Genomic DNA, 25,916 nt, shown 5'->3' with positions numbered 1-25,916 from the left:
GCCCGCTAAGCCTTATGGGAAGCGGCATTCCGAACAACCAACTACTTACAGAAGGCGCGCCAACAGGTATTATCTCGACTGCGATGCACGAAGCATGCGGCGGTAGCCCCCGCCGGCCCTGGTTCTGCTGAATCGACAAAGAGGAAGTCTATGCAGTTGGATTTCACCCGCGCCACAACGCCGGGTACCGATAGAGTGCGGCGACTGACGTCAACGACGTCGGCGGCCGGCTCCGCGCCGAAGCCCCGGCGGCGCAAGAAGGTGGTCGCCCCACATTGGGAACGCGGCTACCGCTCGCATTTCTACCGCAATGAACGCGGCGACAAGCTTGGCGAAGTGCGTTTGTCCGAGCGCGGCGAAGTTCCCGTGGTCTACCACTGGGCCGCCGGCAATTACTCTGGTGCAGAAGGGGCGCTGGCCCACGCACGCGCGCGCGTCGAGGAAACCATCGGTTTCGGCATGCGCCAGCTGTCGTTGTTCTGAGCAGGCTTTTCGCCGATGCCGCGTCCGCCGGCACTGCGACCCGTCCGCGCCACCATCAGCTTGCGCGGCGACTCCGCACCTCCCCGATATCTCGCACTGCAGTTTCTCCAGCGTTCTGCCTCTGATGGCGCGCAAACCTGAGCGTTTCAGGCCAGACGCCGCTGCAGCAGCATGAACGCCGCCGCGCCAAGCGCGAGCACCGCAATCAACCGGTAGATATCCTCGCAGGCAATCAGCCTGGCCTGTTGCTCGACCATCGTGGCAAGCTGCGCCAGCGCGCCCTGATGCGCCTGTGCCATATCGAAGGAACTCCTCGCCGGTGGCCAGCGCCAGCATCATCAGCAGCGTCTGCCGCTGGCGGTGGCCGAGCCAGCGCAACCAGCGCAACCCGCGCATGCCGACACGCAGCCGCAGCCGCGATAGCGGCTGCCAGGACGTGCCGGTCGTCATGGCTGCTGGGCCTGCAGGGTGTGGTGCAACTGCGTCAGCGCGCGGGTGGCACCGGCGAGGCCGCTCGCGCCCAGCGGTGCCCAGGCCGCGCCGTAGGCGGCATGGACTACCGGCGCAGCCCGCTCCAGCAGGCGCCGGCCGGCCGCGGTCAGGGTCAGTTCGAGGCTGCGCCGGTCCTGCGCCGATACCTGGCGGCGCAGCAGGCCGCGCGCTTCGAGCCCGTCCAGCAGCCGCGTCATCTGCGTGCGGGTGGCGTCCAGCGTCGTACCCAGCTCGGACGGCATGCTGGGCTGGCCTTCGTCGGCCGACAGCATGCTCATCAGCAGGTACTGGTTCATGTCCAGCTCAAAGGGGGCGAGGGCCTGGTCGATATGCGCGCGCAGCAGGCGCGCGGTACGCAGCAGCAGGCGCGATGCCAGGATCAGGTCGCGCGGCGCTTCATTTTTGCCGGCGCAGCGCGCCGGCGATGTCCCGCGTGCCCGCTCGCATGCGCTCCGCCGCCTGGCGCGCGTGCGTCGGATCGCCCTTACCAGCCTTGCCGCCCTCGCCACCCTTGCCATAGCGCTGCCCGATGTAGGCCGCGGCAACCGCCGCGATGGGCGCGGCAGCCTGCGGCAGTCGGGCGCTGGCGCGTGCGGCGAAGTCTTGCGGGCCTTCGGCGGGTGCGCGCACGCAGCCGTGCCGGGCCAGCAGTTCGCAAAAGCGGTCGTACGCGGCGTCGAGCGGATCGGCCTGCTCCCGGCGTCGCCACAGTGGCACCAGCGCGAGCAGGCACAGCACGCCCAGCGCGCCGGCCAGCAGTTGCCCGGCACTGGCGCCAGTGCCGAGGGTGGCCAGCAGGCGCGCCTGTTGCGCGTGGTCATACTGCAGGACCCAGCGCTGCCAGCGGTAGACCATGCCCTCGTAGGCCCAGCGGACATCCTGCATCCAGCCCGGCTGGTGGGCCGGGCGCCATGCCGCGGCCTCGGCGCCAAGGGCGGCGTCCAGGCCTTGCTCGATCCGGCTGGGCGCGACCGCGCTGGTGGGGTCCACGCGCACCCAGCCGCGGCCGTCCAGCCAGACTTCGGCCCAGGCGTGGGCGTCGGACTGGCGCACCACGTAGTGGCCGCCGATCGGATTGTATTCGCCGCCCTGGTAGCCGGTGACGACCCGTGCCGGCACGCCTGCGGCGCGCATCAGGAAGACGAAGCTGCTGGCGTAGTGCTCGCAGAAGCCGCGCCGGGTGTTGAACACAAAACTGTCGACCTGCTCCGCGCCGAGCGGTGGCGGGCTGAGCGTGTAGGCAAACGGCGCGGCGGCAAACAGGCGCAGCGCCGCCTGCACGCGTGCGGCGGGATCGGCGTGCTGCGCGGCCCATGTGCCTGCCAGCGCGCGGGCGCGCGGGTTGCCGGCGGGCAGTGCCAGCGCCAGCCGGCGCGTGGCGGCATCCAGCGCCTCCGGTGCCGGAACGAGCATCGATCTCGCCTGGTAACGCAGGCGCTGGTCCACCGGCCTGCGCGCCATGAACTCGCCGTCGGGCGTGACGGCGGCATCGGCCGACGGCGACACAGCCTGCCCGCGGTCCAGCACCAGCAGCCAGTGCTGCGAACTGGGCTCAAGCGTGATGCTGTAGTCGATTCCGTGCCCGCCGGAGACAGCAGCCGGCGCAGGTGCCAGCGCGTGCAGGCGCTGGCGTGCGGGGCGCCAGGTGATGCCGTCGTACTCCCACAGCACCAGCGCGCGCCAGTACAGCGCCGCGGCAGGCAGCGGCGGGCCGGCGACCTCGGCGCGCAGCGCCAGCGCCGGCGAGCGGATCAGCTTACCGACGCTGCCGGGCCGCATGCTATCGCTGAGTCCGGTGGTTCCGGTGGGCGCGGATTGCGGCAACTGCCACAGCGGATGCTCCAGCCGCGGGAACAGCACGAACATGGCCACCGCCCACGGCAGGCCGAGCAGCGCCATGCGGCCCAGCATCGGCCAGATCGCCAGCCGGCTGCGCGCCTCCGGGTGGTGCAGCAGCAGCCAGTTGCGCAACACCCAGGCGCCAATCGCCAGGCTGTACAGCGCCAGCCAGAAGGGCTGGTCCGACAGGTACAGCGTCAGCAGCAGGTAGAAGGACAACTGCGTGACCAGCGTGGCATCGGCCAGCGCGCGGCACTCGAGCAGCTTGAGGATGACGAACGCACCCAGCAGCGCCACCGCCAGCTCTCGCCCAACGCCGCCGCCGGCCTGCCAGGCCAGCGCACTGGCCACCAGCAGCACCAGCAGCGCGGTCGTGCCGAGCATCCAGCGCGACGGCAGCGGCGCGCGCCGGCGCCACAGCAGCCAGCGCCAGCCCAGCAGCAGCACCAGCAGCAGGCTGACCGACACCGGCAGCGTGCGCGCCTGCGGCGCCAGCACCAGCGCCAGCTGGCCGAGCAGCATGCCGTGGTCTTCATGCCGCAGCGGCCGTGCCACGGCGTTCATGGGCGGGCTCCGGGCCGCGTTGGATGCTGCGGCCACAGCGCCAGTGCCTCCAGGCAGGCGCGCCGATGGCTCGCGCCGCATGCGGGTGGCAGTTCAAGACCCGGCAGGCGCAGGCCGATTTCCGCATCGTCCGGTGCGGCCAGCAGCCACGCGCACAGCCGCGATAGCCGCGCTTCGGCGTCCATGCCCGCCGGCATCGCCTGCCAGTCGAGCCAGCGCGCAGGGCGTTGCGGTGGATCGCCGCTGCGGCTGAGCCAGCGGCCGGTGCGCGCGCTGTGCTTCCACGCGATCCGGTGCAACGGGTCGCCGCTGCGGTAGCGCCGCAACTGGTCGATGCCGTCGTCGCTCGGAACGGCGGCCGCGGCATGTCCCGCGTCGTCCGCGCCTGGGCGATGCGCGGCGGGCGGGGGTGGTGCATTGGCCTCCGGCGCCGGATAGACCAGCGTCGACAGCGGCAGGTCCGCATGGCTCCAGACGCGGAACAGCCCGAACGGGAAGCGGCTGCTGATCACCACGCGCGGCAGCACCAGCCGTCCGCGCCGCGGCGCTGGCACGTGCAGGGCCAGCGTGCCGCTGGCGTGGCCGTCGAGTGTCAGGGTGGCGGGCAACACTTCGGGCAGCGCCGGCACGCGCGCCTCGATGCCGATGCGCGCCTCGGCTTCGGCGTTGTCGGCGCGCAGCGCAAACACCGCCAACTGGCCGGCATGCACTGGCGCCACCGTGCCCGCGCTCACCGACAGTTCGAGCAGGTTTCGGTAAGCCAGCCACATGCACGACATGCCGATGCCGGCCAGCAGGAAGGTCAGCGCGAAGCCCAGGCTGATGTTGTAGTTGAGCGAAGTCAGCAGCATCGCGCCGAGCAGCGCGGCAAAGCCGATGCCGCCCCGCGCGGGAAGGATATAGAGATGGCGCCGGTCCAGCCGCACGGTACCGCCGGACGGCCGGCGCGCGGCAATGCGCTGGCGGAAGAGCCTGGCGGACGCGAACAGCCCCGGCCTGGGCAAGCGATGTTGTCCGGCGGCGTTTCCGTGTTTGTGCGGCGCCGCCAGCGGATCGCTCGCCATGGGCGTCAGGGGATGGCCACGCCGGCAAGCAGCGCCGCCAGCTCGCCGTCCACCCCCGCAGGCCCGCCCCCGCCCGCCGGCAGCAACCGGTGCGCGGCTACGGCGGTAAAGACCGCCTGCACATCTTCAGGCAGCACCAGCTCGCGCTGCGCCAGCAAGGCCCAGGCGCGTGCGCAGGCCAGCAGCGACAGCCCGGCGCGCGGCGACAGGCCCGCGGCAAAGCCGCCGTGCTGGCGCGTGGCTTGCACCAGCGCCAGCACATAGTCGACCAGCGCGGGGCTGGCGTACACCTGCGCGGCGGCCTGCTGCAGGGCCAGTACCTGCGCGGCATCCATCACCGGCGTGGCTTCCGCCGCGCTGGCGCCGCCAAGGTACAGCACGCGCTCGAAGGCCGGATCGGGGTAGCCCAGCGACACGCGCATGGTAAAGCGGTCGAGTTGCGACTCGGGCAGCGCATGGGTGCCGAGCTGCTCCAGCGGATTTTGCGTGGCGATGACGAAAAACGGTGCCGGCAGCGCATGCGTGGTGCCGTCATGCGTCACCTGCTGCTCGGCCATGGCTTCGAGCAGCGCGCTCTGGGTCTTGGGCGGCGCCCGGTTGATCTCATCAGCCAGCACCACTTGCGCGAACACCGGGCCGCGGTGGAAGCGGAATTCGCCCGCGTCGCGCATGAACACCGAGACGCCGATCAGGTCCGCCGGCAGCAGGTCGCTGGTGAACTGCACGCGCTGGTACTGCAGCCCGAGCGTACGCGCCAGCGCATGCGCCAGCGTGGTCTTGCCCACGCCGGGCACGTCTTCCAGCAGCAGGTGGCCCCCCGCCAGCATGCAGGCCAGCGCCAGCCTCACTTGCTGCGGCTTGCCAAGGAGGATGCGGCCCAGCTGGGCCTGGGCCTCGGCGAGCGAAGCGACGATGCGTGGGCGAGCAGTCACGTTGGACCTCGGCGCAAAGGAGTGAAAGGGAGCCGGATTGCCGGCAAGAATGGGGACGCAGTCCAGCGCATTGTAGCGGCGTGCGCGGCACGCGGCACCGTCTGTTTCCGAACGGAGACACCCCGGGCCAGCGGCGCTGCACCTGAATGGCGCAGCGGCTGCTGCCAGACCACGCCAGATAGCGCCGGTTCTGGCATCATGAGCCTGTCGGGCCACCGCCGGCCCACCCGTGTTTCCCTCTCCTTCCGCTGCCCGCTGCAATGACTGCCTCGCTGGACTCCCCTGCCGACCTGCCTGCCGACCTCCCTGCCGCTGCCGTGCTGACCCCCGACGCTGCCGATTCCGATGCGCTGCTGCGCCTGGCGCAGGCCTTCCATGCCAGTGGCTTCGCGATCCTGCGCGGCTTCGGCAGCGAGGCAGACTGCGCCGCGCTGGAAGCGGTGGCGCGCAGGCACCTGGCGGCGGCGGTGCCGCCGGTGGAGTTCGAGGCCGACCTGGGCTATCCCGGCGCCCCCGCCGCGCGCGACGCCGCCGGCGGCGGCACCGTCAGGCGGCTGCGCCAGGCCTACGGCCGCGACGACGTGTTCCACGACTGGGCCACCGACCCGAAGCTGGTGTCGGTGGTGCAGGCGCTGCTGGGCGAACCCGCGTGCCTGACGCTGGCGCACCACAACTGCGTGATGACCAAGCACCCGCACTACGGCAGCCAGACCGGCTGGCACCGCGATACCCGCTATTGGTCGTTTGCCAAGCCCGAGCTGGTGACGGTGTGGCTGGCGCTGGGCGACGAGGACGAAAGCAACGGCGTGCTGCGCGTCATCCCGGGATCTCACCGCGCGGCGCTGGAGCCGGGCCAGCTGGATCCGGCCGAGTTCCTGATCGAGGCGCACCCCGCCAGCCTGCCGCTGCTGCAGGCGGCGCGCCCGCTCGCGCTGCATCGCGGCGATGTGCTGTTCTTCGACAGCCGGCTGTTCCACGCGGCGGGGCGCAATGCCTCCAACGCGGTCAAGCTGTCGGTGGCCTTTGCGTATTTCGGCGCCAGCAACCGGCCGCTGGACGGTACGCGCTCGGCCGAGTTCGGCAGCGTGGCGCTGCCGGTGGCCGGCTGAGCCTGCCGGAGCGGGTGTCGGGAGCGCCGTTCAGGTACGCAGCCCGACCAGCCCCGAGATCTTTTCCGAGGCTTCGAGCAGCGGCGGCAGGAAGCGCTCCAGCATTTCCTGCGCGCTGGTGCGGTTGGCCTGGCCGCTGATATTGATGGCGGCGATGGTCTGGCCGGCACGGTTGCGGATCGGCGCCGCCAGCGACACCAGTCCCTCTTCCAGCTCCTGGTCGTTGAGTGCCCAGCCGCGCTTGCGGATGTCGGCGACGACGGCCTTCAACGCATCGATGTCGGTCACGGTGCGGCTGGTGCGCGCGCGCAGCTCGCTGGCGCGCAGCACGCTGTCCAGCTCGGCTTCATTCAGCCCCGCCATCAGCACGCGGCCCATCGACGAGCAGTACGCCGGCAGCCGGCTGCCGATCGACAGGTTGATGGTCATGATCTTGCGCGCCGGCACGCGCAGCACGTAGACGATCTCGGTTCCGTCCAGCACGGAGATCGAGCAGCTTTCATGCACCTGCTGCGACAGCGTCTCCATGATCGGCTCGGCCAGGTTCCAGAACGGCATCGAGGTCAGGTAGGCAAAGCCGAGGTCGAGGATCTTGGGCGTCAGCCGGAACAGCCGCCCATCGGCCTGCACATAGCCCAGTCCCACCAGCGTCAGCAGGATGCGGCGCGCGCCCGCGCGCGTGAGGCCGCTGGCCTGGGCGATTTCCGTCAGCGTTTGCGCCGGGTGCTGGGCATTGAAAGCACGGATGACCGACAGCCCGCGTGCAAAGGACTGCACATAGCTGTCGCTTGGCTTCTCGGGCGCGGCGGCGCTGCCTGCGCTCTGGGGCGCCTGCGCGTCGCGGGGGGAGTCGGTGGAACTGGCCATCGGCGTAGCACCGGCGTGGGCCGCCGGATTGGCACGGAAAGGCCGAAAGGGTAGAGGAAATGCCGGCACAACGCCAGTACCGGCCCCGCCAGCGGCCGGACGGCGGCATGGGTCTTGCGGTGCCCCGCGGGGCGCCGCCATGCTGTCTCCTGCACCGGCTCTTTTGTTATAGGAAGCAGGTGGGGCGTCTGTGGAAGGTGAGACCTTAGCGGAAGCTGCGCTGCACCAGCACGAACACCGCGCCGAGCACGCAGATCACCGCGAAGCCGTGCAGAATGTCCATGCCGGCCAGCAGCGTGGCCTGCCGGTCGATTTCCAGCGAGATCTTCGCCAGCCCCGCGGCCGACAGCGCATCGGGGGCTTGCAGCGCCGGGTTGAAGCGCGTGACCTGTTCGACCAGGTGGGTGCGGTGCTCGGCCAGCCCGTCCTGCATGAACACGCTGGCCAGGCCGGTGCCCATGGCCGAGGCAATCTGCTTGCACACGTTCTTGAACTGGTAGGCGTGCGAGAAATCCTCGACCGGCACATCCAGATAGGTCATCGATGCCACCTGCACCATCAGCAGCACCGGCGTCAGCCCTTCCAGCAGCACCACCGGCACCAGCGCATAGTCGGGCGCGCCCGGCATCAGCTGGTGCGAAAACAGCATCGCGGCGCAGGCATAGACGATAAAGCCGAGCGCGATCACGCGCCGCTTGCGGAACACCAGCGCCATGCCCAGCGTGATAAGGACAGCGCCGATGGTCGCCACCGTGCCGCTGGTTGCCAGCAGCATGCAGGTGGTGCGGAACGTCAGGCCCAGGCCGGTCTGCGTCAGCGACGGCAGCAGGAAGGCCCATGCCGACGACATCAGGTAATACAGCGTGTAGAAGCCCAGCCCATAGAGATACTGGCGCCCGGCCAACCGCGACAGGTCGATCCACGGGTCCGGATGGCGGTACAGGCGCCAGCCGGCGAAGGCGAACAGCGCCAGGCCGCACAGCGCGGCCAGCGGCATTTCCAGCGAACTGAAAAAGCGCGTGTAGCGCATCTCCTGCAGCGTGTGCAGGAATACCAGCGCGCCGGCCGCGGCGGCGATCGCCACGGGCCAGTCCAGCGTCGACACCGGGGGATGCGGGTCGCGCGGCGCACGCGTGGGGTAGGTCAGCGCCACCGACAGCAGCACCGGCAAGGCAATGCCGGCCTGGAACAGGAACACCGCGCGCCAGCCGATATCGTCGAGGAAAATGCTGGTCAGCCATGGCGTGATCGCCAGCATCGAGAACGCGCCACCGCCGAAGCGCAGCATCAAGGCACCACGTTCGGCCGGCGTCGACACCAGTTGCACCAGGATGCGCGAGGCCGCGAACAGGCCGCCGGCGCCCAGGCCCTGCACCGCCTTGCCGGAGATCAGCCCGGCGGGGCTGGCAAATTCGGCACAGATCAGCGAACCCAGGATGAACACCACCAGCGACGCCAGCGTAAAGCGCTTGTACGTGGTGCGGCGCGCGACCTGGTCAAGCACCATGTTCATCAGCACCGCGGTCGCGGCATAGGCCGAGACCGCGTACAGGTAGTCTTCGGGCGCGGCGCCGACGCCGCCCTGGATATGCTGGCTGGCCACGCCCATCATCAGCGTGGAAGAAAAGTCGATGCCGGTGACCAGGCCGAGCGTCAGGCCGAACAATGAAAGACGCCAGTGACCCATTTCGGGGTGACTGGCGAGTTGCATGCGGGGGCGCGCTGGGGCGGTGGCCGGTGTCGTTGCGGGGGCGAGGGCTGCCGGGACTGATGTTGCCAGCGCTGGGGCTGAGCTGTCCGGTGCAGCCGGGACAGGCGTTTGTTGCATCGCTCAAGCATAATGTCGCCTGCCGAAGAGAACTACAGGCTGTCAGGGAAACATTGTCCGGTGAATCAAACAATTCAATGGAACGACTGGGAGGCGTTCTGCTGCGTCGTTGAGCAGGGTACGTTCACGGCCGCGGCGGAGCAGCTCGATTGCCCCAAGTCGCGCGTGTCGGCCGCGGTGGCGCGGCTGGAAACCGCCATCGGCGCCAAGCTGCTGGAGCGCACCACGCGGCGCATGCGCCTCACCGATGCCGGCAAGGCGGTCTATCGTGACGTCGCGCCGCTGTTCGCGCGGCTGCGCGAGATCCGCCAGGAAACGCTGGCGCGCGAGGAGCGCGTGCAGGGCGTGCTGCGCATCGCCACGCCATATGAATTTGGCGCCCAGCAACTGGGCGGGGTGATCTGCCGCACGCTGGCGGCGCATCCGGCACTCGACGTGGCGGTGGAGATCACGCAGGGACTGGTCGATCCGATCCGCGACGGGTTTGACGTGGCCTTCGTCATCGTCGATGCCGACCTGCCCGACTCCGGCACGGTGGCCCGCCGCATCTACCACGTCGAGCGCGGGCTGTTCGCCGCGCCGTCGCTGGCGGACAGCCTGCCGGCGCAACTGCGTCCGGAAGACCTGGCCAACATGCCGACGCTGACCACGCCGGGCGACACCGTCTGGGAATTCACCCGCGGCGGCGAGACCGTCTCCGTGCCGATCCGCCCGCGCATGCAGACCTTCAACGCCGAGTTGCGCCTGCAGGGCGCGCTGGCGGGCCTTGGCATCGCGCGCCTGTCGGTGAACTACTGCGAAGCCGAGGTCGCGCAGGGCCGCCTGGTGCGGGTGCTGCCGGACTTCCCGCTGCCGCCGCTGCGCGTGTTCGCGCTGCTGCCGGACCGGCGCCTGCAGCCGCGCAAGGTGCGCGTGTTCATGGAAGCGATCGAGTCGATGATGGTGTCGGAGCTGGGGCCCGAGTCAGGCCTGGAAGGGATCGAGCCAGGCGAGTGGGCGAGGGAGGGTGCCGGGCCCGCGGGCGACGCGCAGGCGGAAGGAAGCGGCCTGGCAGAGGGAGAGGCCCGGCCGGCGGGTTGAGGATGCCGGCGGGCCACCACGGCGCAAGGCCGTGGCAAGGGAAAACGCAGAAGCTCAGGCGCCTTCGGTGAAGCTGTCGCGGCGGTCGGTGATGCTTGCGCCGTCGGTGAACGGATCGGCCTTGCCTTGCCTGGCGCCGTCGGTGTACGGATCGCGGCGGCCATCTCGGAACCCATGGGCGCCGTCCAGGAACGGGTCGACCTTGCCGACGTGGGCGATACCGCCGTCGAGGCGGGCGATGTCGGAAACCGGTTCAGAGGCGTGGGCGGCAACGGCGGCAAACGACAGGCCGGCCGCGCAGAGCAGGGAAAGCGCCAGGCTGCGGCGTTGTGCGAGGGTCTTCATGGTGTGTGGTCCTTCTTGGCAGGGTGCGTGGCTGCATCGCCACGTCGCCTGTAATGTAGGACTTCACACTAAGCAGAAAAAGCGTCAATAAGCGAAACACTGTCCAGGCGCCTGGACAATGCGCCGGCTGGCACCGGCGCCATCGCAGCTGCCTGCAATCCTCAGAAATGCATGTTGAACACGCTCGCCCCCAGCCGGGCGATCACCATCAGCAGGATCTGCGCGATCAGGAACAGCACCAGCGGCGAGACATCGAAGCCCCCCAGGCGCGGCACCACGCGCTGGATCGGGCGCAGCACCGGCGCGGTCAGGTGGTCGATGGCGGGGGTGACCGGCGAATGCGGGTTGACCCACGACAGGATCGCCATCAGCAGCGTGACCCACATCACCAGGCTGATCGCCCACTTCAGCACGTACAGCAACGCAGTGAGCAGCACCGCCGGCAGGAATGCCAGCAGGTCGGCGTTGCTGAACAGCGCAACCAGCAGCAGGAACACGACCGCCGTCAGCCAGGCCGCCACCACCGTGGCCCAGTCGATGCCGCCCACGCCCGGGATGATCCGGCGCAGCGGCCGCACCAGCCAGTCGGTGATCTGGAACACGCCCTGCGAGACCGGGTTGCGTGTCGGCAGCCGCGTCAGCTGCATCCAGACGCGCAGCAGCAGGGCCATGCCGAACAGGGTAAAGACGGTATCCAGCAGGAAGAGGGCGATTTCCGTAAACATCGATGCGGTTTCCGGTGACGGGTGAAGGTGTCTGCAACCGCACAGATTCTGCCATAGCCCGGCGTCACATCGGCGCATTCGGGGTACATGCCTGTGTCGCGTCCAACATGCCGGCGCCGCCCTATAATTGCGGGCGCCCGCGGCCGCACTGCGCCTGCGGCGGGTGTGTTCCCGTCTTTTTCGCGCTTTCCGTCGTTCTTCCGCTTAGTCCTATGCCCAGCAAGCCAGCCTCGTCCCGCAACTCTGCGCCACTCACCAAGGCCGACTTCGAGGCGCTCTCGGACTTCCGCTACCAGCTGCGGCGTTTCCTGCGGTTCTCCGAGGACGCGGCGCGCGAGGAAGGGCTGACCGTGCAGCAGTACCTGCTGCTGCTGCATGTCCGCGGCAGCGCCGACAAGGACTGGGCCTCGATCGGCGAGCTGGCCGAACGCCTGCAGGCCAAGCAGCACGGCGTGGTGGCGCTGGTCAATCGTTGCGAGGCAGCCGGGCTGGTCAAGCGCCGCCTCAATCCCGATGATCGCCGCGTGGTACAGGTACACCTGCTGGCCAAGGGCGAGCGCAGCCTGAACCGGCTCGCAATGCTGCATCGGACCGAGCTGGAATCGCTGCGCAACACCTTCCGCGTGGCCCGCATCACGCAGTTCAACGACGACGGCGCGGAGCGCGGCTGAGCATTGCAAACCGGCCGCGGCGCGGCCCGGTTACAGGCAGTTACCAATCAAAAGCTCCGGTGACACCCGCCGCCCGCAGGCGGCCCTAGACTCGCGCGCATTCATCAATACGCGCAGTGCGCAGGAGTCGAGCCATGTCCATCCCCTTTCGTTCGGTTGTGCTTGCGGTGCTTGGCGCCGGTGCGCTGGCCGGGTGTGCCACGCCGTATGGCTACGACAACGGCTATGGCGGGGGCTATGGGGGCGGCTATGGCAGCTACGGCAGCAATAGCGGCTATGGCGGCGGCTATGGTGGAAGCTATGGCGGCAACTACGGCAGCGGCACCAGCGGCACCACCATCAGCGGCTACCCGCAACAGCAATATCCACAGCAGGGCTACCCGCAACAGCAATATCCGCAGCAAGGCTATCCGCAGCAGGGGTATCCGCAGCAGGGGTATCCGCAGCAGCAATATCCGGACGGCGGCTACGACTCCAACAACAGCTACGGCAACGACAACTACGGCAACCAGGCCTACGGCGTGCGCTACGGCTGGGTAGAGGCCATCGAAGTGGTGGCCGGCCAGCCGCCCTCGACCAGCGGCGCCGGCGCGGTGGTCGGCGGCATCGTCGGCGGCCTGCTCGGCCACCAGGTCGGCCGCGGCCGCGGCAATACGGTGGCCACCATCGGTGGCGCCGTGGCCGGTGCGGTGGCCGGCAACGAGGTCGAGAAGCGCACCGGCAGCAGCGCACCGGCCTACCGCGTGCGCGTGCGCACCAGCGACAACGCCTACCTGACGCTGACGCAGGCCAACGCCTACCAGATGCGCATTGGCGACCGCGTCAAGGTCGAGAACGGCGTCGCGGTGCCGTACTGACCGATGCCGGCGCTGGCCGGCTAGGCTCCGGCGTTGAACAGTTGCGCGTAGTCTTCGCGCAGCTGGCGCTTGAGCAGCTTGCCCGCCGTATTGCGCGGCAGGTCGTCGACGAAGACGATGCGCTTGGGCACCTTGAACGGCGCCAGCGCCTGGCGCGCATGCGCGACCAGCGCGTCTTCGCTGGCCTCCTGGCCGCGCTTGCGCACCACGCACGCGGCCACTGCCTCGACCCACTTCGGGTGAGGCAGCGCGAACACCGCGGCTTCGGCCACCGCGCCATGCGTGTACAGGCACTCTTCCACTTCGCGGCTCGATACCAGCACGCCGCCTGAATTGATCACGTCCTTGATCCGGTCGACCACGTACAGGTAGCCCTCGGCATCCAGGTAGCCGAGGTCGCCGGAATGGAACCAGCCGCCGGCAAACGCTTCGGCGGTCTGTTCCGGCTTGTCCCAGTACTCGGTCAGCAGCTGCGGCGAGCGATGCACGATCTCGCCAAGCTCGCCGGGCGGGACGTCCTGCATGGTCTCGTCGACGATGCGCGTCTCGACATTCAGCACCGGCCGCCCTGCCGACGCGGGGCGCGCCGCATGTTCGTCGGGACCCAGCACCGTCGCCAGCGGCCCGATCTCGCTTTGCCCGTAGCAGTTATAGAAGCGCAGCGCCGGCAGCTTCTGCTGCAACTCCAGCAGCACCGGCACCGGCATGATCGACGCCCCGTAGTAGGCCTTGACCAGCGCGCCGAGCCTGGCGGGATCGAACTCGGCGTGGCGCAGCAGCGAGATCCAGACCGTGGGCGGGGCAAAGAAGCTGGTGATGCCTTCCGCGTGGATGGTACGCAGGCAGTAGCCCGCCTCGGGACTGCCGGCGATCAGCGTGGTGCCGCCGCACAGCAGCAGCGGCATCAGGAACACGTGCATCTGCGCCGAGTGGTACAGCGGCAGCGCGGCCAGCGAATAGTCCGAGGCGCGGATGTCGCAGGCGGCGATGGTGCTGACATACTCGGCCAGCAGCGCGCGGTGGGTCAGCACCGCGCCCTTGGGCGCGGAGGTCGTGCCAGAGGTGTACAGGATCTGCGCCGGCATGGTATCGGCAAGGCTCTCGAGTACCGGTGCCTCGGGGCCGCTGGCCGCCGCAGCCAGGATATCGCGCGCCGGGTTGCCGCCATGCAGCGTGCCGATGATCCGGCATGGCAGGCCCTCGATGCGCTCGGCCAGTGCCGGGTCGGCAAAGACCGCGCTGGCGCCCGATTGCGTGACGAGATATTCCACCTCCGGCCGCGTCATCGAGAAATTGACCGGCACATGGACCAGCCCGCTGCGCAGGCAGGCCAGCCACAGCAGCACGTACGCATCCGAGTTCTTGCCGAAGGCGGCCACGCGGTCACCGGGGCGCAGCCCCCATTGCACCAGCGCACCGGCCACGCGCGCGGCGGCGAGGTCGAGTTCGCGATAGCTCCAGGACCGTTCGCCGAAGCGGAGCGCGGTCTTGGCGGGGCTGCGCCGCACCGCGCGGGCGATGGCATCGGGGATGGTGTTGCGCAGGGCGCGCTGCTGCTCTGACTGCATGGTGGTCTCCGTCGTTATGGTTTGAGGGTCCAGCAAGTCTTTGAAGCCAAGCGCCGAGGATAAGGGCAGCCGCCTCGCCATGGCAAGGCGGCAGCGGGGCGCGCAGGGGCGCCCCCGGGGCTGTTACAGCGCCTGCGCCAGGAAGGCCAGCGCGCGCCCGTGTGCCAGCGCGGCACTGGGCTGGTGGTACGAAGCACGCGCCCAGCAGTTGAAGCCGTGGTCGGCGTTGTCGTAGACGTGGATCTCGCTGCCGGGCTTGCCCGCCATGGCGTCGCGCACGCTCTGCACGGCCTCCGGCGGGATGTGCGCGTCGAGCGCGCCGTAGTGGAACTGCACCGGCACGCGGATGTTCGCCGCTTCCTGCAGCTGGTTCTGGATGCCGCCGCCGTAGTACGGCACCGCGGCGTCGACCAGCCCGCGCGCCGCGCTCAGGTACGACAGCAGGCCGCCGAAGCAGTAGCCCACCGTGGCGACCTTGCCGGCGCCGGTGCGCTGGCGCAGCGCCTGCACGGTGGCGGCGATGTCGCCGAGCGCGGCTTCGACGTCGACCGATTTGCGCAGCGCCATCGCACGCGTCATGTCATCGCCGGCATAGCCCAGCTCGACGCGCGGCGCCTCGCGCCAGAACACGTCGGGCGCGAGTACGGCATAGCCATCGGCGGCGTACTGGTCAGCCACCGCGCGGATGTGTTCGTTCACGCCGAAGATTTCCTGCAGCAGCACGATGGCGGGCGCGCCCGGCCTGGCGCCTGCGGGGGGCAGGCTGAGGTAGGCGTCGAAGCTGCCCGCGTCGCTGTCGACGCGGATCCATTGGCTGTCGGGAATGGCTGTCATGGCAAGGGCTCTCCGGAATGGCTCACAACGGGTAGGCGGAATGCGCGGCACGTGCCGCGCGCCAGCCGCAAGTTTGCCACCGCGCGCGCCACCGTGCTGGCGCGCGCCACTTGCCGGGTCCGGCGCGCGCTCAATAAGCGCGCTCAATAAGCGCGCGATTGCCGGTAGCGCTTGTGCCAGTTGTCGGTATAGGCCTTCACCACCGCCGCATCGCCGCGGATCAGCATGCCGTTCTCGGCATTGCGCTCCTGCGCGGACTTGGTGAAGTTGAACGAGCCGGTGAACACCGCCTGGTCGTCGAACACCATCACCTTGTTGTGGGCGATCGCGGGCTTGTTGTCGATCACCACCGGCACGCCCGCGTGCTTGAGGTACGTGGCGCTGGTATAGCGCTCCGACTCCTGGCTCTTGTCCAGGATCACGCGCACGTCCACGCCGCGCCGGTGCGCCTGCGCCACGGCCTCGGCGATCGGCGCGCTGGTGAACGAGTAAGCCTGGACCAGCAGCTGCCGCCGCGTGCTGCGGATCGCATTGACCAGCAGCGCCTGGCAGCTCGCGCCGTCGGGCACGAAGCAAAGCGTGTAGCCGCTGCCCTGCGCGAACGCCTTGCTCGGCGCGGGGCTGGCCTCGGGCGGCTGGGCCGGCTTGCCGGACCGCGAGGGCAGGTGCTTGGCCACCGCGTCGCTGAAGGTGTCGCTGATGCTGCTGGTGATGGACTCGGTGACCTGGTCGAAGCCAGACGCCGAACGCGCATGCGCGAGCAGCGCGAAGGGGCTGAACGAGGTAAAGGCCGATACGGCGGCGGCGAGGGCAAGGCCCAGTACGGTACGGCGGAACATTCGGTAAGTCAGGGCGCGTTGGTCGCGACGGTTATGCTGGCTTCGGTCAGGGACAGCCTGCGCGCGCCGCGCGGCGCGGGCTGTGATGCGCGGGACCGCAGCGTAGCAGCCGCTTACGCCACTGGCAAAGGGCGATGTGTAACAGGATTTGTGCCGGCGGCACCGGCCTTGGGACTATCGGCGCATGGCGCCTATGATGGATGGAACCCCGCGGGCTTGCCCACCAAGGAGAGGGACATGTCGAACCATACCTACAAGCTGGTCGAAATCGTCGGCTCTTCGCCGGATGGCTGCGACCAGGCCATCCGCAGCGCCATCGCCAAGGCTGGCGAAACCATCAAGAACATCGACTGGTTCGAAGTGGTGGAAACGCGCGGCCATATCGAAAACGGCAAGGTCGCACATTACCAGGTCACGCTGAAGGTCGGCTTCCGCGTGACCTGAGCGCGGCGCTGTAGCAGCGGGGCATCCCTGGCCGCAGCGTCGCGGGCTGGCGGCGCGCCCGCTGCTTGCGCCGCGTATGGTTCCTGACTGCGCTGGCGGTGAAAACAAGGCCGGCGCTGTAGCGCCGCCGGCCTGGTGCCCGCGCAGCGCAGCGCCAGGGCCGCTCAGGGCAGGCGGATCTCCTTCACGTCGAAGTGCGATTCGCCGATCAGTTCCTTGTCGTACTCGCCGACCAGTTCCACCGTGGTGTTGGCGTCGACAGGCTTCTGCGCCGGCCATACCTTCTGCTTGATCTTTACCTTCATCTGGCCGGTGCCGTCCGCGAACAGGTAGCGCTCGTCGCCGGCGCTGCTGACGATCTTGCCGCGCAGCACCGCGTGCTGGTCGTCCTTGCCGTCGGCCTGCAACGCCTTCACGGTCATCGCCGGGATCGACGAGGGCCCGGTGTACTGCGCGCTGGCGCCGGCGGCGGCAAGTCCAAGGGCGAGGGCCACGGCGGTGGCGGTGAGGATGTGTTTCATGTGCGTTCTCCATCAAGGTTGGGACCCGGGGGCGATGGCATGCATGATGCGCCGGCACGGCTGAACCGTCGCTGAACGGCGGCGCGGGCGCCGCGACGCTTTATCATTCGGGATTCGCGTGCCGCGCGCGCTGCCGCATTCACCCATCCACCGGATCCCAGATTGCGTTTCCTGCACACCGCCGACTGGCATCTCGGCCGGCTCTTCCATGCCCGCAGCCTGCTGGAAGACCAGGCCCATATCCTCGGCCAGTTCGTTGAACTGGTCAAAGCCGAACGACCCGACGCCGTGCTGATCGCCGGCGACGTCTATGACCGCGCCGTGCCGCCGCCCGAGGCGGTGGCGCTGCTCGACGACGTGCTGGCCCGCATCGTCGTCGATGCCGGAGTGCCGGTGGTGATGATCGCCGGCAACCATGACAGCGCCCAGCGGCTGGAATTCGGCGCGCGCCTGATGCGCGCGCAGGGCCTGCACGTGGCCGGCCGCACGCTGGCCGATGCCGCCAGCGTGACGCTGCACGACGCGCACGGCGAAGTGCGCCTCTACGCGCTGCCCTATGCCGAGCCAGCGGTGGTGCGCGACGCCATGGGCGCGGAGCTGGTCTCGCACGAAGCCGCGCTGCGCGCGCAGCTCGACGCGATCCGTGCGGTCCATCCGCGGGGCGTGCGCGCGGTGGTGGTCGGCCATGCCTTCGTGGTCGGCGGTGCGGCCAGCGAATCGGAGCGGCCGCTGTCGGTCGGCGGCAGCGGCGCCGTGGCGGCGGACCTGTTCGCCGGTTTCGACCTGGTGGCGCTGGGCCACCTGCACCGGCCGCAGACGCTGGGCGGCGGGCGTATCCACTACGCCGGCTCGCTGCTCAAGTACTCGCTGTCCGAGTGCGCGCACGACAAGTCGGTGTCGCGCATCGAACTGGATGCCGACGGCGCCGTGTCGATCACGCCGGTGCCGCTGCAGCCGCTGCGCGACGTGCGCGTGGTGGAAGGCGAACTGGCCGCGCTGCTTGCCGCCGGCGCCAATGACCCGCAGCGCGACGACTATATCCACGCGCGCCTGACCGATGCCGGTGCGCTGCTCGACCCGATGGCCAAGCTGCGCCAGGTCTATCCCAACGCGCTGGCGATCGAGCGCACGGTGCTGGCGCGCAGCGGCACGGCTTCGGAAGCCGGCCGCCAGCTGCGCCAGCTTGGCGCCGGCGAGCTGTTTGCCAGCTTTTTCCGCGAGGTGGCCGATGCCGAGCTGGAGCCGGGCCACCGCGAAGTGCTCGACCAGGTGCTGGCCGGCATGGCGGCGGCGGAACGGGAGTCGGCATGAGACCGTTGCAACTGACCCTGCAGGCCTTCGGGCCGTTTGCCGCGACCGAGCAGGTCGATTTCACGCGGCTCGGCGACCAGGCCTTCTTCCTGATCCATGGCCCCACCGGCGCCGGCAAGACCACGCTGCTCGACGCCATCTGCTTCGCGCTGTATGGCGATACCTCCGGCGGCGAGCGCAGCGCGCAGGCCATGCGCAGCGCCAATGCCGCGCCGGGACTGCGCACCGAAGTCACGCTGGAATTCAGCCTGGGCGCGCAGCGCTGGCGCGTGGTGCGCTCGCCCGCGCAGGAGCGGCCCAAGCAGCGCGGCGAAGGCTGGCTGACGGAGCCGGCCAAGGCGCAGCTCGACCAGCATGACGGCAACGGCTGGGTCAGCAAGGCCGGCCAGCCGGGCAAGGTCAGCGATGCCATCCGCGATCTGCTCGGCTTCGACAGCGCGCAGTTCCGCCAGGTCATCGTGCTGCCGCAAGGGCGCTTCCGCGAACTGCTGACCGCCAGTTCGCAGGCGCGGCAGGCAATTCTGGAGCGATTGTTCCGCACCGAGCTCTATCGCCGCGTGGAAGAACTGCTGAAGGCGCAGGCGGCCGGCATCCGCCGCGATGCCGAGCGCATCGGCATCCAGCGCGACGAAGCGCTGCGGCAGGCCGGCATGGAGAGCGCGCAGGCGCTCGCCGACGGCATCGCCACGCTGCACGCGGAAATGCATGCGCTGCAGGCGCAGGAGCAGGGCGCACGCCAGTCGCTGGCCGCGGCGCAGGCGGCACTCGGCGCGGGCGAACAGGTGGCGGCACGGCTGCGGGAACGCCAGCAGGCCGAGGCCGCGCACGCTGCGCTGCAGGCACAGCAGCCCGCGATGGAGGCCGAACGTGTGCGGCTGCAGGCCGCGCAGCGCGCGGCGCGCGTCAGCCCCGCGCTGCAGCAGTGGCAGCTAGCGCGGCGGGACCACGCGGCGGCCGGGACAGCGCTTGAGCAGGCCGACGCGGGCGCGGCGCGCACCGCGCAGCAGGCCGCGCAAGCCGCTGCCGCATTGCAGGCCGAGACCGCCCGTGCCGACTTGCGCGCGGCCGCCCAGCAGCGCTGCACGGAACTTGACGCCATGCTGCCGCGCGCGCGCCAGCTCGGCACGCTGCGGCAGGCCCTGGAGGCGGCACAGCAGAAGCAAGCTGCCACCGTCGTGGCGCGCGAGCGTGGCGCCGCCAGGCTGGCCGCGAGCCAGGTCGACGCAGCGGCGGCGGAGACCGCGCTCGGGCGGGCGCAGCTTGCTGCCGCGCAACTACAAGGCACGCAACTACAGCTTGCCGCGTTGCAGGAAAAATCGCGGCAGTTCAGCCGCCATGCCCAGGCGATGCAGGCGCTTGCCAACGCCGTTGCGCAGGCCGCCGACGTGGAAGCGGCTCAGCAACTGGCTGACCGCATGCGCGAGCGCCGCCGCGACGCACTGGCCGAAGCCGAAGCCGCATGGCGCGCCGGCCAGGCGGCACGGCTGGCGGCCGCGCTTGCCACCGGCGAGGCTTGCCCGGTATGCGGCAGCAGCTCGCATCCGACCCCGGCGCAGCATGTCGACACGCCGCTGTCGGACGACGCGCTGGAGCAGGCGCGCGGGGCCATGCTCGAAGCCGAGTCGCAGGCGGTGCGTTGCGCCGCCCAGCTGCAGGCCGCGCAGGCCGCCACCACGCAGGCGCGTGAGCGTGCCGACGAACTCGCGCAGGCCCTGGGCGACGTCTCGGACGAGGCCGCGCACCAGCTGAAGACCGAGATCGCCACGCTCGCGGCCGCGCTGGCAGCAGGCCAGCAGGCAGCTGCCAGCGTCGGCCAGTGCGAAGCCGCCATTGCCGCCAGCCGCGCCGCGCGCGAGGCGGCCGAACTCGCCAGCCGCGATGCCGCCGCCGCAGCGGAAGCGTCTGCGCAGGCGCTGGCGCAGTGCCAGGTCGCATGGCAGGTGGCCTGCGCGCAGGTTCCCGAGGATTCGCGCGATCCGGTGGCGCTGGCCGAAGCCTTGCGCCAGGCGCAGGCCGATGCCGCTGCGCTGGAGCGCGCCCTTGCCACCGCGCAGGCGGCGGACCGGCAAGCCGCCACGGACGCCGCCGCCGCGCAGGCCGCGCTTGGCTCGGCCCGGCAGGCACAGGCGCAAGCCACCACGCGCCTCGCCGAGGCGCAATGCGCGCTGGTGCAAGCTTTAGAGCGGGAAGGTATTGCCGATATAGCGGCGCATGCCGCGGCCAGCCTGCCCGATGCCGACATGGCGCGCATTGACCAGGCGCTGCGCGCCTTCGATGCGGAGCTGGTCGCCGCCGCCCGACTGCGCGAGCGCGCCGAGGCCGCGGCGCAAGGGCTCGGCGTGCCGGACCTGGATGGATTGCGTGCTGCCGGGCAGGCCGCCGCCGACGCGGTGGAAGCGCTGGTCCGGCAACAGGCGGATCGCGGCCGCTCGCGGGGCCTGCTGCAGCAATGCCAGCTGCGCCTGCAGCAACTTGATGCGCAGGGCCGCGACATCGAAGCCCGCTATGCAGTGCTCGGCCGGCTGGCCGAGGTCGCCAACGGCAACAACCCGCGCCGCATGACGTTCCAGCGTTTCGTGCTGGCCACGCTGCTCGATGAGGTGCTGGAAGCCGCGTCGGCGCGGTTGCTGGCGATGAGCCGGGGCCGCTATGTGCTGCAGCGCGTGCGCGAGCAGGCCGACCAGCGCAGTGCCGGCGGGCTGGATATCGAAGTGTTCGACCACGACACCGGTGCGCCGCGGCCGGCCAATACGCTGTCAGGCGGCGAAGGCTTCCTGGCGTCGCTGTCGCTCGCGCTTGGCCTGGCCGACGTGGTGCAGTCGCGCGCGGGCGGGATCCAGCTCGATACGCTGTTCGTCGATGAAGGGTTCGGCACGCTGGATCCGGAAAGCCTGGACTTTGCCATCCGCACGCTGCTCGACCTGCAGCAGGCCGGTCGGCTGGTCGGGATCATTTCGCACGTGGCTGAGCTGCGGGAGCGCATTGATGTGCGGCTGGAAGTGCGGCCGGGGGTGGGTGGCAGCCGCGCGGTGCTGAGCGGCGTGGCAGCCATGGCCTGAAATTCTGCCGGCCAGTCTGGCTGGTCTGGCTGGTGGCAGCGGGTAGCAGGTGGCAGCGGGTAAAGTGAGGTGTTCCGCGAGGTGTTCCGCGAAGTGTTCCTTAGTCAGGCGACAAACACCTGCCGGCAGCGGATCGCCATGACCTGCGCCTCGAACGCCCGCGCGGCGGCCAGGGCCAGGCGCGCGCGGCGCGACAGCGCGGGCGCGCGCTTTGCGGGTGCGGCCTGCGCGGCGTGCGCGGCCTGTGCAGTGGCGGCGCAGGGTACGATGCCGTCCTGGCCCAGTCCCCACGCCTGCTGCGTAACCTGCAGGATGCGCGCAAGGGCTGCGGCATGTTGCGTGGATGCATTCGGGAGGTTGGCGGTGGCCATGGTGGGCTCCTGTTTCTTGTCTGTATTTCGTGTTTCTAGCTGGGCGGCGCGCCTGAGCCGGTGGTCCGGGGACTGCTGTATGGGCGCTGCCTTCTTCTGATTCCAAGATAGCCGCCGCGACCGCGGCGCAACATCGACAGCGAACCGATTCCCCTGTCGGCCCTGTCCTACACGGGACGCCGCCGTCACCCCGCGCGGTGATCGCCCATCGTCTGCATCCCTTGCCGGCCGACCGGTTGACCGTCGCCCGCGCGCAGGTGTAATCTGTTCATTCTGCGAATTCAAGTTCTAATAGCGAACAAAAGCCGGCCAACCACCGGCCGCATTTCGGATCGCGGCTGTGCCGGACGGCACAGCACCAAACAACACCACGCAGACTGCTGGACCGTTCAACGGGCGGTACAGGCGGCACCAACGCCGCCCGGCCGTATATGAACATCCTTCCGGCGGGCATCTGGAGACAGTCTTTCATGCGCCGCGCCTTGCGGCCCGCTCCGGTAGCCTGCGGATCTTCCGACCTGGAACGCAAGTGATCAACAAGCTATACGACACGGTGGAAGCGGCGGTGGCCGGCATCCACGACGGCGCCACCATCCTCATTGGCGGCTTTGGCCTCGCAGGCATGCCCGCGGAACTGATCGACGCGCTCATCGAGCAAGGCGCGCGCGACCTCACCATCGTCAACAACAACGCCGGCAACGGCGACACCGGCCTGGCCGCGCTGCTGAAGACCAAGCGCGTGCGCAAGATCATTTGCTCGTTCCCGCGCCAGACGGACTCGTACGTGTTCGACGCGCTGTACCACGCCGGCGAGATCGAGCTGGAACTGGTGCCGCAGGGCAACCTGGCCGAGCGCATCCGCGCCGCCGGCGCCGGCATCGGCGGCTTCTTTACCCGCACCGCCTACGGCACGCCGCTGGCCGAGGGCAAGGAAACCCGCATCATCGACGGCCAGGGTTACGTGTTCGAGACCCCGATCCACGCCGACTTCGCGCTGATCAAGGCCGACACCGCCGACCGCTGGGGCAACCTCACCTACCGCAAGACCGCGCGCAACTTCGGCCCGATCATGGCGATGGCCGCCAAGTGCGCCATCGTGCAGGTCAACAAGGTAGTGGAGCTGGGCGAAATGAATCCCGAACACATCGTCACGCCGGGCCTCTTCGTCAAGCGCGTCGTCAAGATCGCCAAGTCCGCATAAACGCGACAGGCAACAGGAGAAACAGCATGCAACGCCTGACCCGCGATCAGATGGCCGCCCGCGTGGCCAAAGACATTCCCGAAGGTGCCGTGGTCAATCTCGGCATCGGACTGCCGACGCTCGTCGGCAACCACCTGCCGGCAGACAAGGAAATCCTGCTGCACAGCGAGAACGGCCTGCTCGGCATGGGCCCCGCGCCCGCTGCCGGTGAAGAAGACGGCGACCTGATCAACGCCGGCAAGCAGCCGGTGACGATCAAGCCGGGCGGCTCGTACTTCCACCACGCCGATTCGTTCGCGATGATGCGCGGCGGCCACCTCGACTTCTGCGTGCTGGGCGCGTTCCAGGTGTCGGAGAAGGGCGACCTGGCCAACTGGCACACCGGCGCACCCGGCGCCATCCCCGCCGTGGGCGGCGCGATGGACCTGGCGATCGGCGCCAAGCAGGTGTTCGTGATGATGGAACACCAGACCAAGCAGGGCGAAAGCAAGGTCGTGCCGCAGTGCACTTATCCGCTGACCGGCATCGGTTGCGTGACGCGCATCTACACTGACCTTGCCACCCTCGACGTGACCGCCGACGGTCTGGTCGCGCGCGACCTGGTGGAAGGGCTGAGCTTCGAAGAACTGCAGCGCCTGACCGGCGTGCCCCTGAAGCAGGCCTGAGCGCCGGCATCGCCACCGCATCCGTACCGCACCGATACCAACCAGACGAGAGAGACACACCATGACCGAAGCCTTTATCTGCGACGCCATCCGCACGCCCATCGGCCGCTACGGCGGCAGCCTGTCCGCCGTGCGCGCGGACGACCTTGGCGCGGTGCCGCTGAAGGCGCTGATGGCCCGCAATCCCAATGTGGACTGGAAGGCCATCGACGACGTGATCTACGGCAACGCCAACCAGGCCGGCGAAGACAACCGCAACGTGGCGCGCATGTCGTCGCTGCTGGCGGGCCTGCCGCAGGACGTGCCGGGCGCGACCATCAACCGCCTGTGCGGCTCCGGCATGGATGCCACCGGCACCGCCGCGCGCGCCATCAAGGCGGGCGAAGCGCAACTGATGATCGCCGGCGGCGTGGAAAGCATGAGCCGCGCCCCGTTCGTGATGGGCAAGGCCACCAGCGCCTTCTCGCGCGATGCGCAGATCTTCGACACCACCATCGGCTGGCGCTTTGTCAACCCGGCCATGCGCGCGGCCTACGGCGTGGACTCGATGCCCGAGACCGCCGAGAACGTCGCCACCGACTACAAGATCAGCCGCGAAGACCAGGACCTGATGGCGCTGCGCAGCCAGGAGAAGGCTTCGCGCGCGCAGGCCGACGGCACGCTGGCGCAGGAAATCACCGCGGTCACCATCGCCCAGAAGAAGGGCGACCCGATCGTGGTCGAGGGCGACGAGCACCCGCGCGCCACCAGCATGGAATCGCTGGCCAAGCTGCGCGGCGTGGTCCGCCCTGACGGCACCGTCACCGCCGGCAACGCCTCGGGCGTGAACGACGGCGCCTGCGCGATCCTGCTGGCGAGCGAAGCCGGCATCAAGCAACACGGCCTGACCCCGCGTGCGCGCATCGTCGGCATGGCCACCGCAGGCGTGGCCCCGCGCGTGATGGGCATCGGCCCGGCACCGGCGACGCAGAAGCTGCTCAGGCAACTGGGCATGACGCTGGACCAGATCGACGTGATCGAGCTGAACGAAGCGTTTGCCGCGCAAGGCCTGGCCGTGCTGCGTGAACTGGGCGTGGCCGACGACGACAAGCGCGTCAACCCGAACGGCGGCGCGATCGCGCTGGGCCACCCGCTGGGCATGAGCGGCGCGCGCCTGGTCACCACCGCGATGTACCAGCTGCACCGCACCGGCGGCCGCTTTGCGCTGTGCACGATGTGCATCGGCGTGGGCCAGGGCATCGCCATGGTGATCGAGCGCGTTTAACAGCAGAACGGCAAGGCGCCCTCTCGCATCAGGCGAGAGGGCGTTTGCCTGCGGTAGTCTTGAAAGTGAGTCAAAGATGTCCCTCCCCGTAGCCACCCTCGTCACCGGCGGCAGTTCCGGCATCGGCCGTGCCATTTGTGAAATGCTGCTGGCCGATGGCGTGAGCCAGGTGGTCAATGTCGACTACGCCGCGCCGGCCTGGTCGCATCCCGGCATGACCTTCTTCCAGGCCGACCTGACCGACGCCGAGGCGACCCGCGCCGTGGCCGAGCAGGTCACGTCGCGCTTCGCCGTCACGCGCCTGGTGAACAATGCCGGCGCCACGCGCCCCGGCACCGCCGACAGCGCCACCGTTGCCGACCTGGACTACGTGAGCGGCCTGCACCTGCAAGCGCCGCTGCTGCTGCTGCAAGCCTGCCTGCCCGCGATGCGCGCCGCAGGCTTCGGCCGCATCGTCAACATGGCCTCGCGCGCGGCGCTGGGCAAGCCCGAGCGCGTGGTGTACTCGGCCACCAAGGCTGGCCTGATCGGCATGACCCGCACGCTCGCGATGGAACTGGGCGGCGACGGCATTACCGTCAACGCCGTGGCCCCGGGCCCGATCGCCACCGAGCTGTTCCGCAAGAGCAATCCGGAAGGCGCGGAGCAGACCAGGCGCATCCTCGCCAGCATTACGGTCAAGCGCATGGGCACCCCGGAGGATGTCGCGCGCGCCGCGCTGTTCTTCCTGTCGCCCGACAACGGCTTCGTCACCGGCCAGGTGATGTACGTATGCGGCGGCACCACGCTGGGCGTTGCGCCGGTTTAAGCGCGCCCCCGGCACTCAAAGATTCGACAAGAAGAGACGTTAACCAAACGTCACGCATGGCGGCCCAGAGCCGGGCCGCCAACCAGGATGCGCGCGAGTGCGCAGCATCCGTTCGGGAACGGCAATCACGCCATTTCAGCACAACGTCCTGCACGGGCCCCAATCTCCGTCGGGA

At 69.6% G+C, this 25,916-nt stretch carries 25 protein-coding genes and 1 pseudogene; 12 read left to right on the top strand and 14 right to left on the bottom strand.

Features of this window, described 5'->3' with window-relative positions:
- Nucleotides 1–150: 150 nt before the first annotated feature.
- Complete coding sequence (locus LPA45_RS25485; RefSeq protein WP_116318933.1) at nt 151–483, top strand: hypothetical protein; 333 nt, start codon at nt 151–153, stop codon at nt 481–483.
- A 146-nt stretch (nt 484–629) separates the two neighbouring features.
- Here the strand turns inward: LPA45_RS25485 and LPA45_RS25480 are convergent.
- The 5 genes and pseudogenes from LPA45_RS25480 to LPA45_RS25460 form a co-directional block, all read right to left on the bottom strand.
- Nucleotides 630–800: pseudogene (locus tag LPA45_RS25480) on the bottom strand (MFS transporter); the annotation flags it as partial.
- A gap of 129 nt (nt 801–929) precedes the next feature.
- The gene (locus tag LPA45_RS25475) at nt 930–1,358 is read right to left on the bottom strand and encodes a MarR family transcriptional regulator (RefSeq protein ID WP_317921841.1); all 429 of its coding nucleotides are present in this window, start codon (nt 1,356–1,358) and stop codon (nt 930–932) included.
- Nucleotides 1,359–1,371: 13 nt separating this feature from the next.
- Nucleotides 1,372–3,378 (bottom strand): DUF3488 and transglutaminase-like domain-containing protein, encoded by a 2,007-nt coding sequence (locus LPA45_RS25470; protein ID WP_317921831.1) that lies wholly within the window; start codon nt 3,376–3,378, stop codon nt 1,372–1,374.
- Complete coding sequence (locus tag LPA45_RS25465; RefSeq protein WP_367395048.1) at nt 3,375–4,382, bottom strand: DUF58 domain-containing protein; 1,008 nt, start codon at nt 4,380–4,382, stop codon at nt 3,375–3,377. Before LPA45_RS25465 ends, LPA45_RS25470 begins: the two co-directional genes overlap by 4 nt.
- A 65-nt stretch (nt 4,383–4,447) precedes the next feature.
- Entirely contained in the window at nt 4,448–5,374 is a 927-nt protein-coding gene (locus LPA45_RS25460; protein ID WP_317921829.1) for a MoxR family ATPase, read from the bottom strand.
- 260 nt (nt 5,375–5,634) lie between these two features.
- Here LPA45_RS25460 and LPA45_RS25455 point away from each other — a divergent pair, with 260 nt between their 5' ends.
- Nucleotides 5,635–6,483: a phytanoyl-CoA dioxygenase family protein gene (locus LPA45_RS25455; RefSeq protein WP_116318929.1), complete on the top strand. Its 849-nt coding sequence runs from the start codon at nt 5,635–5,637 to the stop codon at nt 6,481–6,483.
- A 30-nt stretch (nt 6,484–6,513) separates the two neighbouring features.
- Here the strand turns inward: LPA45_RS25455 and LPA45_RS25450 are convergent, their stop codons facing one another.
- Nucleotides 6,514–7,350, bottom strand: coding sequence for an IclR family transcriptional regulator (locus LPA45_RS25450; RefSeq protein ID WP_116318928.1), 837 nt, complete (start codon nt 7,348–7,350; stop codon nt 6,514–6,516).
- 205 nt (nt 7,351–7,555) lie between these two features.
- Entirely contained in the window at nt 7,556–9,178 is a 1,623-nt protein-coding gene (locus LPA45_RS25445; RefSeq protein ID WP_317921826.1) for an MFS transporter, read from the bottom strand.
- Between the two features lie 60 nt (nt 9,179–9,238).
- Here LPA45_RS25445 and LPA45_RS25440 point away from each other — a divergent pair, with 60 nt between their 5' ends.
- Nucleotides 9,239–10,258 (top strand): LysR family transcriptional regulator, encoded by a 1,020-nt coding sequence (locus tag LPA45_RS25440; RefSeq protein ID WP_116318926.1) that lies wholly within the window; start codon nt 9,239–9,241, stop codon nt 10,256–10,258.
- A 54-nt stretch (nt 10,259–10,312) separates the two neighbouring features.
- On the opposite strand, the gene LPA45_RS25435 is transcribed toward LPA45_RS25440, so the two are convergent.
- Both LPA45_RS25435 and LPA45_RS25430 read right to left on the bottom strand, forming a co-directional pair.
- A complete protein-coding gene (locus LPA45_RS25435) occupies nt 10,313–10,603 on the bottom strand; it encodes a hypothetical protein (RefSeq protein WP_116318925.1) in 291 nt (96 codons plus the stop codon).
- A 161-nt stretch (nt 10,604–10,764) separates the two neighbouring features.
- Nucleotides 10,765–11,328: a YggT family protein gene (locus LPA45_RS25430; protein ID WP_116318924.1), complete on the bottom strand. Its 564-nt coding sequence runs from the start codon at nt 11,326–11,328 to the stop codon at nt 10,765–10,767.
- A 212-nt stretch (nt 11,329–11,540) separates the two neighbouring features.
- On the opposite strand from LPA45_RS25430, the gene LPA45_RS25425 reads away from it, so the two are divergent.
- On the top strand, nt 11,541–11,999 hold the full coding sequence (locus LPA45_RS25425; protein WP_116318923.1) for a MarR family winged helix-turn-helix transcriptional regulator: 459 nt from the start codon (nt 11,541–11,543) through the stop codon (nt 11,997–11,999).
- 134 nt (nt 12,000–12,133) lie between these two features.
- On the top strand, nt 12,134–12,856 hold the full coding sequence (locus LPA45_RS25420) for a glycine zipper 2TM domain-containing protein (protein WP_317921823.1): 723 nt from the start codon (nt 12,134–12,136) through the stop codon (nt 12,854–12,856).
- Between the two features lie 20 nt (nt 12,857–12,876).
- On the opposite strand, the gene LPA45_RS25415 is transcribed toward LPA45_RS25420, so the two are convergent.
- From LPA45_RS25415 to LPA45_RS25405, 3 genes are all read right to left on the bottom strand, one after another.
- A complete protein-coding gene (locus tag LPA45_RS25415) occupies nt 12,877–14,424 on the bottom strand; it encodes an acyl-CoA synthetase (RefSeq protein ID WP_116318921.1) in 1,548 nt (515 codons plus the stop codon).
- A 123-nt stretch (nt 14,425–14,547) separates the two neighbouring features.
- On the bottom strand, nt 14,548–15,258 hold the full coding sequence (locus tag LPA45_RS25410; RefSeq protein WP_116318920.1) for a dienelactone hydrolase family protein: 711 nt from the start codon (nt 15,256–15,258) through the stop codon (nt 14,548–14,550).
- Nucleotides 15,259–15,401: 143 nt separating this feature from the next.
- On the bottom strand, nt 15,402–16,097 hold the full coding sequence (locus LPA45_RS25405; protein WP_116318919.1) for a phospholipase D family protein: 696 nt from the start codon (nt 16,095–16,097) through the stop codon (nt 15,402–15,404).
- A 237-nt stretch (nt 16,098–16,334) separates the two neighbouring features.
- Between LPA45_RS25405 and LPA45_RS25400 the strand changes: the two genes are divergently transcribed.
- Nucleotides 16,335–16,541, top strand: coding sequence for a dodecin (locus tag LPA45_RS25400; RefSeq protein ID WP_116318918.1), 207 nt, complete (start codon nt 16,335–16,337; stop codon nt 16,539–16,541).
- A 164-nt stretch (nt 16,542–16,705) separates the two neighbouring features.
- Here LPA45_RS25400 and LPA45_RS25395 read toward each other — a convergent pair whose 3' ends face one another.
- A complete protein-coding gene (locus tag LPA45_RS25395; protein ID WP_116318917.1) occupies nt 16,706–17,062 on the bottom strand; it encodes a YgiW/YdeI family stress tolerance OB fold protein in 357 nt (118 codons plus the stop codon).
- A gap of 162 nt (nt 17,063–17,224) precedes the next feature.
- Here LPA45_RS25395 and LPA45_RS25390 point away from each other — a divergent pair, with 162 nt between their 5' ends.
- Nucleotides 17,225–18,373, top strand: a complete 1,149-nt coding sequence (locus LPA45_RS25390; protein ID WP_116318916.1) for an exonuclease SbcCD subunit D — start codon at nt 17,225–17,227, stop codon at nt 18,371–18,373.
- Nucleotides 18,370–21,432, top strand: a complete 3,063-nt coding sequence (locus tag LPA45_RS25385) for an SMC family ATPase (RefSeq protein ID WP_317921820.1) — start codon at nt 18,370–18,372, stop codon at nt 21,430–21,432. The genes LPA45_RS25390 and LPA45_RS25385 overlap by 4 nt, the downstream gene beginning before the upstream one ends.
- 104 nt (nt 21,433–21,536) lie before the next feature.
- On the opposite strand, the gene LPA45_RS25380 is transcribed toward LPA45_RS25385, so the two are convergent.
- Nucleotides 21,537–21,803 (bottom strand): hypothetical protein, encoded by a 267-nt coding sequence (locus tag LPA45_RS25380; protein WP_317921818.1) that lies wholly within the window; start codon nt 21,801–21,803, stop codon nt 21,537–21,539.
- A 529-nt stretch (nt 21,804–22,332) separates the two neighbouring features.
- Here LPA45_RS25380 and LPA45_RS25375 point away from each other — a divergent pair.
- The 4 genes from LPA45_RS25375 to LPA45_RS25360 all read left to right on the top strand — a co-directional run bounded on the left by LPA45_RS25375 (nt 22,333) and on the right by LPA45_RS25360 (nt 25,741).
- Nucleotides 22,333–23,004, top strand: a complete 672-nt coding sequence (locus tag LPA45_RS25375) for a 3-oxoacid CoA-transferase subunit A (RefSeq protein ID WP_317921817.1) — start codon at nt 22,333–22,335, stop codon at nt 23,002–23,004.
- Between the two features lie 26 nt (nt 23,005–23,030).
- Nucleotides 23,031–23,669 (top strand): 3-oxoacid CoA-transferase subunit B, encoded by a 639-nt coding sequence (locus LPA45_RS25370; protein ID WP_116318912.1) that lies wholly within the window; start codon nt 23,031–23,033, stop codon nt 23,667–23,669.
- Nucleotides 23,670–23,730: 61 nt separating this feature from the next.
- Complete coding sequence (gene pcaF / locus LPA45_RS25365; protein WP_317921816.1) at nt 23,731–24,933, top strand: 3-oxoadipyl-CoA thiolase; 1,203 nt, start codon at nt 23,731–23,733, stop codon at nt 24,931–24,933.
- Between the two features lie 76 nt (nt 24,934–25,009).
- A complete protein-coding gene (locus LPA45_RS25360; RefSeq protein WP_317921815.1) occupies nt 25,010–25,741 on the top strand; it encodes an SDR family NAD(P)-dependent oxidoreductase in 732 nt (243 codons plus the stop codon).
- The last annotated feature ends 175 nt before the right edge of the window (nt 25,742–25,916 follow it).

The sequence above is a fragment of the Cupriavidus sp. Agwp_2 genome, from assembly GCF_040784895.1.
GTDB lineage: Bacteria > Pseudomonadota > Gammaproteobacteria > Burkholderiales > Burkholderiaceae > Cupriavidus.
The sequence above is the reverse complement of the archived record's forward strand: the minus strand, read 5'-3'. Positions and strand labels throughout refer to the sequence as shown.

Excerpts from the sequence above, each read along its gene's own strand:
- LPA45_RS25455 (WP_116318929.1), top strand. The coding sequence starts at position 5,635 with ATGACTGCCTCGCTGGACTCCCCTGCCGACCTGCCTGCCGACCTCCCT.
- LPA45_RS25415 (WP_116318921.1), bottom strand. The coding sequence starts at position 14,424 with ATGCAGTCAGAGCAGCAGCGCGCCCTGCGCAACACCATCCCCGATGCC.
- LPA45_RS25380 (WP_317921818.1), bottom strand. The coding sequence starts at position 21,803 with ATGGCCACCGCCAACCTCCCGAATGCATCCACGCAACATGCCGCAGCC.
- LPA45_RS25485 (WP_116318933.1), top strand. The coding sequence starts at position 151 with ATGCAGTTGGATTTCACCCGCGCCACAACGCCGGGTACCGATAGAGTG.
- pcaF (WP_317921816.1), top strand. The coding sequence starts at position 23,731 with ATGACCGAAGCCTTTATCTGCGACGCCATCCGCACGCCCATCGGCCGC.
- LPA45_RS25385 (WP_317921820.1), top strand. The coding sequence starts at position 18,370 with ATGAGACCGTTGCAACTGACCCTGCAGGCCTTCGGGCCGTTTGCCGCG.
- LPA45_RS25410 (WP_116318920.1), bottom strand. The coding sequence starts at position 15,258 with ATGACAGCCATTCCCGACAGCCAATGGATCCGCGTCGACAGCGACGCG.
- LPA45_RS25450 (WP_116318928.1), bottom strand. The coding sequence starts at position 7,350 with ATGGCCAGTTCCACCGACTCCCCCCGCGACGCGCAGGCGCCCCAGAGC.
- LPA45_RS25405 (WP_116318919.1), bottom strand. The coding sequence starts at position 16,097 with ATGTTCCGCCGTACCGTACTGGGCCTTGCCCTCGCCGCCGCCGTATCG.
- LPA45_RS25420 (WP_317921823.1), top strand. The coding sequence starts at position 12,134 with ATGTCCATCCCCTTTCGTTCGGTTGTGCTTGCGGTGCTTGGCGCCGGT.
- LPA45_RS25470 (WP_317921831.1), bottom strand. The coding sequence starts at position 3,378 with ATGAACGCCGTGGCACGGCCGCTGCGGCATGAAGACCACGGCATGCTG.
- LPA45_RS25400 (WP_116318918.1), top strand. The coding sequence starts at position 16,335 with ATGTCGAACCATACCTACAAGCTGGTCGAAATCGTCGGCTCTTCGCCG.
- LPA45_RS25445 (WP_317921826.1), bottom strand. The coding sequence starts at position 9,178 with ATGCAACAAACGCCTGTCCCGGCTGCACCGGACAGCTCAGCCCCAGCG.
- LPA45_RS25395 (WP_116318917.1), bottom strand. The coding sequence starts at position 17,062 with ATGAAACACATCCTCACCGCCACCGCCGTGGCCCTCGCCCTTGGACTT.
- LPA45_RS25430 (WP_116318924.1), bottom strand. The coding sequence starts at position 11,328 with ATGTTTACGGAAATCGCCCTCTTCCTGCTGGATACCGTCTTTACCCTG.
- LPA45_RS25360 (WP_317921815.1), top strand. The coding sequence starts at position 25,010 with ATGTCCCTCCCCGTAGCCACCCTCGTCACCGGCGGCAGTTCCGGCATC.
- LPA45_RS25425 (WP_116318923.1), top strand. The coding sequence starts at position 11,541 with ATGCCCAGCAAGCCAGCCTCGTCCCGCAACTCTGCGCCACTCACCAAG.
- LPA45_RS25370 (WP_116318912.1), top strand. The coding sequence starts at position 23,031 with ATGCAACGCCTGACCCGCGATCAGATGGCCGCCCGCGTGGCCAAAGAC.
- LPA45_RS25435 (WP_116318925.1), bottom strand. The coding sequence starts at position 10,603 with ATGAAGACCCTCGCACAACGCCGCAGCCTGGCGCTTTCCCTGCTCTGC.